At 62.7% G+C, this 6,843-nt stretch carries 7 protein-coding genes; all 7 read right to left on the bottom strand.

Annotation, left to right across the window (positions count from 1 at the left end; all coding sequences use genetic code 11):
- On the bottom strand, window positions 1-218 hold a 218-nt coding region (locus tag NKI08_RS34170; RefSeq protein ID WP_352775857.1), incomplete at its 3' end, for a hypothetical protein.
- Window positions 219-262: 44 nt separating this feature from the next.
- The gene (locus tag NKI08_RS34175) at window positions 263-790 is read right to left on the bottom strand and encodes a c-type cytochrome (protein WP_502893757.1); all 528 of its coding nucleotides are present in this window, start codon (window positions 788-790) and stop codon (window positions 263-265) included.
- A 724-nt stretch (window positions 791-1,514) separates the two neighbouring features.
- Complete coding sequence (locus NKI08_RS34180; RefSeq protein ID WP_352775860.1) at window positions 1,515-2,195, bottom strand: hypothetical protein; 681 nt, start codon at window positions 2,193-2,195, stop codon at window positions 1,515-1,517.
- A gap of 208 nt (window positions 2,196-2,403) precedes the next feature.
- On the bottom strand, window positions 2,404-3,846 hold the full coding sequence (locus NKI08_RS34185; RefSeq protein WP_352775863.1) for a LuxR C-terminal-related transcriptional regulator: 1,443 nt from the start codon (window positions 3,844-3,846) through the stop codon (window positions 2,404-2,406).
- Window positions 3,847-4,271: 425 nt separating this feature from the next.
- The gene (locus NKI08_RS34190) at window positions 4,272-4,673 is read right to left on the bottom strand and encodes a GFA family protein (protein WP_352473786.1); all 402 of its coding nucleotides are present in this window, start codon (window positions 4,671-4,673) and stop codon (window positions 4,272-4,274) included.
- Window positions 4,674-4,697: 24 nt separating this feature from the next.
- On the bottom strand, window positions 4,698-5,756 hold the full coding sequence (locus NKI08_RS34195; RefSeq protein ID WP_352775866.1) for a Gfo/Idh/MocA family protein: 1,059 nt from the start codon (window positions 5,754-5,756) through the stop codon (window positions 4,698-4,700).
- A 55-nt stretch (window positions 5,757-5,811) separates the two neighbouring features.
- Window positions 5,812-6,597: a ThuA domain-containing protein gene (locus NKI08_RS34200; protein ID WP_352775868.1), complete on the bottom strand. Its 786-nt coding sequence runs from the start codon at window positions 6,595-6,597 to the stop codon at window positions 5,812-5,814.
- Window positions 6,598-6,843 lie beyond the last annotated feature (246 nt).

Genomic DNA, 6,843 nt, shown 5'->3' on the forward strand with positions numbered 1-6,843 from the left:
TCTCCTGATCCCATGCTGGGAGGGCTAAAGCCGATCCCGTAGAGAAGCGAGGCCCCGCGAAAGACGTCAAACGCCGGAGAAGCCGCAAGCTCGAAAGCGCTTGGCTCAACATGCCGAATAGAGAAGTGCTTCAGGACTGCTGCAACCCGGACTTTTTCAACACTATCGACCCATTTCTGCCGTTCGGATATCGGCCTCATCATCTCCAAGGCGGACATTCACCCATTATTCGACTAAAAATCTCGTTCCGATCAAAGCCGCCCTACTTCGTTGCAGCGGCTGCGGCTTCCCCCGGCGGCATAATCCGCATCATGAACGTCGACACCGCTTCCCCGGGTTTGAACGGGCCGGGAACCTGGTGGCTGACCGGCTTCACACTTTGGAGGAATGCCGCGATCGCCATGGCGTCATCCGCGGTGAGATGCGCGAAATCGCGCCAAGGCATGATCGGCGCCAGGATGCGGCCGTCCGGCCGTTCGCCGGTCTGGATCGCGGTGACGATCTGCTCCGGGGTCCAGCTTCCGATACCGGTCTCCCTGTCAGGCGTGATATTGCGGGCGACAAAGACACCAAGACCAGGAATCTCGAAGCCCACATCTGAACCGCCAAGGAAGCGCGACATGTCGGGCTTCCCGAAGAAGTAACCGGATGTGTGACAGTCGCTGCAGCCGGCAATCGTAACCAGATATTCGCCGCGCGCGATCTGTGTGTCATCGGCCATGGCCGCGTAAGATGGCAGGGCAACAATCGACGCTGTCAAGAATGCAAGATGAACTGGTGTCCGAAACATTGCTTCCTCCCTGTGATCTGTTCGTGTTTGTCCGTCGACCTCCCGCGCCGTCAACCGGTCGCAATTCCCCGATTTTAACCACGTCGAGGACGCTGAATTCTAGCATGGCCAGCACGTAGTAACCATCAGCGATCAATTGGATGGTCGGCACTTGTCGCGCCCCGTTGAGCGCAGCTGTGACGGAGCTTGCTCAGCCGACGCACACGCCTTCTTTTGGCGCGATCGAGCCACGCACGTTGATGGATCGACTTCGTCGCCTGAAATGCCTTGACGGTCGGACCGGGTCGAACTCGGTCGTTCAGAGTGATTGGGTTTGATCCTGAAACGTCAGCCGCAGGCGACCGGCGTCTTCAGCCGCCACACCGCATCATGCGCCACCTCGGCCGGCCGCGCGCGCCTGTCAACCTGAGCAGTCCCACCTGTCAGCCGCATCAGTGCACCCACCGCGAACCACGCGGAACCGTCAAATCCCCCATAGCGCCGGAACCACGCCCTCCATCCCGCGGGTTCTTTCCCTGGAGGCTTTCGGACGCCGGCCCTCGCGCCAAGCCAACACCTGTTGGCCGGCATCGGTAACCCTAAACAATAGCCGACATTTGCCGCACGCCTTCAGCTTTGACATCGGCGCTATCTTCAATTGCTGCCGGGGTGGCGGTGTAACCTTCAACGTGAGTCATCATGGCCTCCCTGATGTTGATAGGACGCCGCTGGCCTCTTGGGGTGCTCACGCGCTGAAGCTCGCGCTGCGAGCTTTCGACACGCTGTTCTCGGCTCGCGCGAGCCCCAACCCGAACCACAACGTCCACAGGGCCATTACAAAAGACGACGCAACCCAGACGAGGCTGCCCAGCCCGATGCCGAACCACATGCCCAGCGGCCATCCGACGAAGGCACCAAGCCCGGCCACGACTCCGACCAGTGACGCCCAGGTCGGCGTTACCTGTTGCCGGCTCAGCGTCTCATTGCCGGCGATCACGGCAACCGCCAGGCAGAGGAACATGAAGCCGTTGGCCTTGCCCTCGGCGAAGGCCCACCAGACCGCGAATCGCGCCATGTCGTTGGCGGCGACGGCATCGGCGACGGTGGTGGCCTCGGCCACGGCGGTTGTCATCGTCCAGAGCGCGCCGACGGCCACCACCGCCCAGGCGGATAGGGTCCACCAGCGTTCGGTCAGTCGAGAGCCGGCGGTCAGCACGATCAGGCTCGCGACGACGAACAGCGAAAGTGCTGCCGCGGCGGCCCAATGCACGACCACCCACAGGGTGACGCCACTGGCGATGGCCTGCATTTGCTGGGCGAGGTCGGGATTAATCGGCCCGTGACCGATCAGGACGAAACCCAAGAGTACAGAAGCGATCGCAAGCCAGGCGCCCGCGACCCGCATTGCGGTATCGGCATGCGACATCGCTACTTCCCTTCATTGTGGCCGGATGTTCGCAGCGCGATCACTGCGTCCGTCTCGCGATCTGTGGGCGAGCTGCGCCGTGGCGCCGCGCATCCATGGCCGATCGATTTCGAGTGCAAGCTAGCGCGGAAGGGAGGGCGGCGCTTCGGGCGAACCACCCAATGGGCGCCGATGACGGCATGGGTGATTCGACCCATGCCAGACCTGCTCAAACCAGGCGGTGCTCGTAGGCCCAGGCGGTGGCGGCAGCGCGCGTGGGGACGTCAAGCTTGTTGAAAATATTGCTGACGTGCCTGTCCACTGTCTTCCCGCTCAAATCCAGTTCGTTGGCGATTTGCTTGTTGGTTTTGCCGGCAGCGACCAGGCGGAGAACTTGCAGTTCACGGGCAGAGAGGCCGCGGGCTCCGTCTGATCGCATGCCAAGCAGGATATCGACACGAGAAAGGTCCGGCATCGCACCGAGCTGCCGGAACACTGTCCGGGCTGCCTGCAACTCCAGTTCCGCACCATCGTTGTCACCGAGGGCGCGGCAAGCCTGGCCTATCATGACGCCTACGCGCGCTGCTTCGTATGGCGCTTCGACTTGCTGCCACCCCTCGAGTGCCTGGCGCAGCCAAGTCAATGCAGCCTGCGCTTCGCCTTCTGCCAGTTCCACCGCTCCCCGCGCGTGAGCGGCAAGGGCGCGCAGCGGTTCGGTTCCGTAGCTTTCTCCAATGTCCGCCAGTTCGTGGCAGGCACGCCGTGCTTCCTCGATGTCATCAGCCGCCAGCATGATCTCGACGTGAGCAGGCAGCAGCCGAATGCGCTTCAGTTGGTCGGTCGTCGCGCCCATGACGCGCCGGATTGCGGCCGCAGCCGCATCGATGTGCCTTTCGGCCAACCGCAACAGGGCAAGGCCCGGCTGCGGTTCGAAGCCATGTTGGCTTGCACTCCGATATGCCTGCTCGGCCACGTCAAAGTCTCCGCGAAGGCGGTATACTTCCGCCAGCTGGTACCATGCTCCAGCCGTATCTCTCCGATTGTTCGACTGCGTCAAACGCTCCACGGCCTGCTGCGCTTCGTCGATCGCGTGCTGCCATGCGCCGCTGAGCCGCTTGATCTCGGCGCGATGCATCAGGCAGGTGCCGCTGAAACTGATCAGCTGGGGCTGTTCGGCGCACCATCGCCCCAGGGCGGAGGTCCATTCGCGTGCGCGGCCCAGAGCATGGACTTGCTGACACGCTTCGATCACGCTGCAGTAGATCAAGCCGGTAAGCAGCGGCGACAATTCGCCGGCCGTGACCGAAACCATCGCCTCGTCCAGGAGCGCGAAACCTTCCGCGGTTCGCCGCTGGCGCAACAGAACACGGCCCTGCAAGTGCCGTGCACAGGCCACCAGATCCACGTCCGCAAAGCGCTCGCCAATCTCGACTGCGCCGCTCGCCGCAGCGTAGGCCGCTTCAAGGTTGCCCGAAGCAAGCTGCTGTTCGACATGGGGCAGCATCAGGTAACCCTGTTCGGCACAATCATGTGGCTCGCGTTCGAGCAGCCGATGCGCCCGTCCAAACCAGCCGGCCGCCTGAGCCATCTCCCCACGAAAGACAAGGCGCAGGCCAAGCCAGAAGGCGCAGCGGGCGGCCCGATGGCAACTCGCCCGCGTCCAGATATGCATGATGGGTTCGCTCCAGGGCCCGCAGGTACTCCTCGTCGCGCCCGGTCAAATAGGCCGACATCGCCAGCCGTTCGAGATCGTCCACTGCGAGCGGAGCCGCTTCGCCGGCACGCGAGAAGAACCGATAGGCGTCGTCCCACGCCCTTTCCTCGTAAGCCTCACGACCGAGCACGAGCTGGTCCGCCTCCTGCAAGGAGCCGCTGTTGAATTGCTGTCGGTCTGACCTGCCCATCCGCATTGGTTCCTAGCCATCAATGGCTGCTTTGGAGCCAAGGTGCAGTATAGCATGCTCGAACGCGAATGACCGGAATGCACTTAAAGCGCTCTGAATGGGGAACGTCCCGGACGACTGAAACGGGTCGAACTCGGTCGTTCAGAATGATTGGGTTTGATCCTGAAACGTCAGCCGGCCGTGGCCGGCGTCTTCAGCAGAACGTCGCCAGAGGCTCAGTGCGGATCTCGACCCACTGGCAGCGCCGGCTCTCATGATAGAAGGACAAGAAGGGCGATGGGAACGCAGGGTCCGCGAAGGCACCCACCGGGATGGCGGTCAGACCGGGCTGGGTGTCGATCCGGTAGTGGACGGTGGTGCCGCAATCCGGGCAGAAGCTGTAGATGACGCGGCCACCCTCCTCGCCGGTGCGCGAGAATTCCGCTGCCCGCCCCTCGATCGATACGTCATTCTCGGCAAACCGCGCATTGAAGCTGAATGCACTGCCGGTGCGCCGCTTGCAGGCCAGGCAATGGCAGACGGAGACGCGCACCGGCTCGCCCGAACAAATGGCCGATAGCTGACCGCAGGAACATTCGGCGCGACGCGTGACCATGGCTGCTAGACTCCTGAAATGACCTCACTGCGCATCCGCGTGGGTGCTCAATTCGGCCCGCTTCTCATCCGAGACGACGGCGAGATCGAGGACCTTCTGCAATTCGGCAGCATGCCGGAACGACGGTTCGGCCTGGACGCCGCTGCGCACCGCATCGACGAAGCGCTGGTAGTTGGTCTGCACCGTTCCGGCGTCCAGAACTTGCCATTTGGCGTTCTCGACATCCTCGCCGATGCAGGCTTTCAGCTCCGAGCCGGTCAGATTGTGCACGACTTCGATGCCACCCTTGTCGCCGTAGATGCGCAGTCGGAGCTCGTTGAGATGGCCCGTCGCCCAGCGGCTGGCATGGACGACGCCGAAAGCGCCATTGCTGAAATCGAGCGCCATGGTGAAACTGTCATTGGCGTCGAGCTCGTACTCCCCGATCCGGTTGCCAGGCGCCTTGTCGAAGGACCGCAGGCGGCAGAACACATGGTCGATGTCGAGCACCGCGCCATAGCTGGCGAAATCGAGGATGTGGATGCCGACGTCGCCCAGCACGCCATTGGAGCCGTGGCCGCGCGACAGCCGCCACAGCCATTTCGGATCGGTGCGCCAGTCGCCCCAGAACTTGGATATCAGCCAGCTCTGCAGATAGGACGCCTCGACATGCCTGACCGTGCCGATCTCGCCTGCCAGCACCATGGCGCGCGCTCTCTGCAGCGGCGCGACATTGCGATAGGTCAGGTTGACCATGTTGATGATGCCGGCCCGCTCGGCCGCATCGGCCATTTCACTGGCCCTCTGGTAATTTTCGGCGAGCGGCTTTTCGCACAGCACCGGCTTGCCCGCCGCGATCAGCATCATGGTGGTCGGATGGTGGATGCGATCGGGCGTCACGTTCGCCACCGCGTCGAACTTGCCCCATGCCAGCGCCTCGTCCAGCGACGCGAAGCGGTTGGGGATACCGTAGATGTCCGAAAACTTGTCGACACGCGTACGGTCGAGATCGACGGCGCCGATCAGTTCGACGCCCTCGATCTTGCCGAACTGCCTGGCATGCTCCTCCGCCATCCAGCCGGTGCCGAGTATCAACAGACGCATGATTCTTATCCTTAGGACAGGGCTTTATCTTCTTGTTCGATCATGGATTTGTCGTCTAGCGGAAGCCGGCTTCGCCCGCGGAATGAAGTTTTCCGCCGCGCTCGACGATCGGCTCGAGCGCCTTTTCCACCGGCACGTTCGGCGCATCGAGGATGGCCGGATTGGAGCCTTGCGGGTTGTACGCCCATTTCACCGCATTGCGCAGCACCTTCTGGACGTTGGCGTCGTGATAGGTCGGATAGGTCTCGTGGCCGGGCCTGAAATAGAAGATATTACCGGCGCCGCGGCGATAGGTCAGCCCCGACCGGAACACTTCTCCGCCCTGGAACCAGGAGATGAACACGGTCTCGAGCGGCTCCGGCACGGCGAACTGCTCGCCATACATCTCCTCGTTCTCGAGCTCGAAATACTCGCCGATCCCGGCGGCGATCGGGTGGTTGGGGCTGGTCACCCAGAGCCGTTCGCGCTCGCCCGCTTCGCGCCATTTCAGCGTGCAGGGAGTGCCCATCAGCTTCTTGAAGATTTTCGAGAAATGGCCGGAATGGAGAACGATCAGCCCCATGCCTTCCCAGACGCGGCGCGCCACGCGCTCGACCACTTCGTCGGCGACGGCGCCATGGTCCTTGTGTCCCCACCACAGCAAGACGTCGGTCTCGGCCAGACGGTCGGCCGGCAGCCCATGCTCCGGCTGCTCCAGCGTTGCCCAGGACACTGATATTTCCGGGTCGAGCTTCAGTGCATTGGCGATCGTCGCATGCATGCCCTCAGGATAGATGCCCGCGACCACTTCGTTGGTCCGCTCATGAATATTCTCGCCCCAGACGACAGCGCGTATTGTCATGATGTCCTCGTGATTGTTTGAAGCCGGAGCCGCCCCACCGGCCACTCATACTGTCCCTGGACGGGATTGAAAACCTTCGAGATTGGCCAAACCTCCCCAGCTTCGTCATCCCAGGGCGGAGCAGGCGCGAAGCGGCGTCGCGAAGACCCTGGGATCCATATGTGGACGGCGCCCTGCCTGCAACGGTTGTTTTGCGTCGTTTTCGATCGCTTGCGTCCATATGTCCGGCCTTTGAGCACGGTCCTT

The sequence above is a fragment of the Mesorhizobium sp. M0768 genome, from assembly GCF_040320195.1.
Lineage (GTDB): Bacteria > Pseudomonadota > Alphaproteobacteria > Rhizobiales > Rhizobiaceae > Mesorhizobium.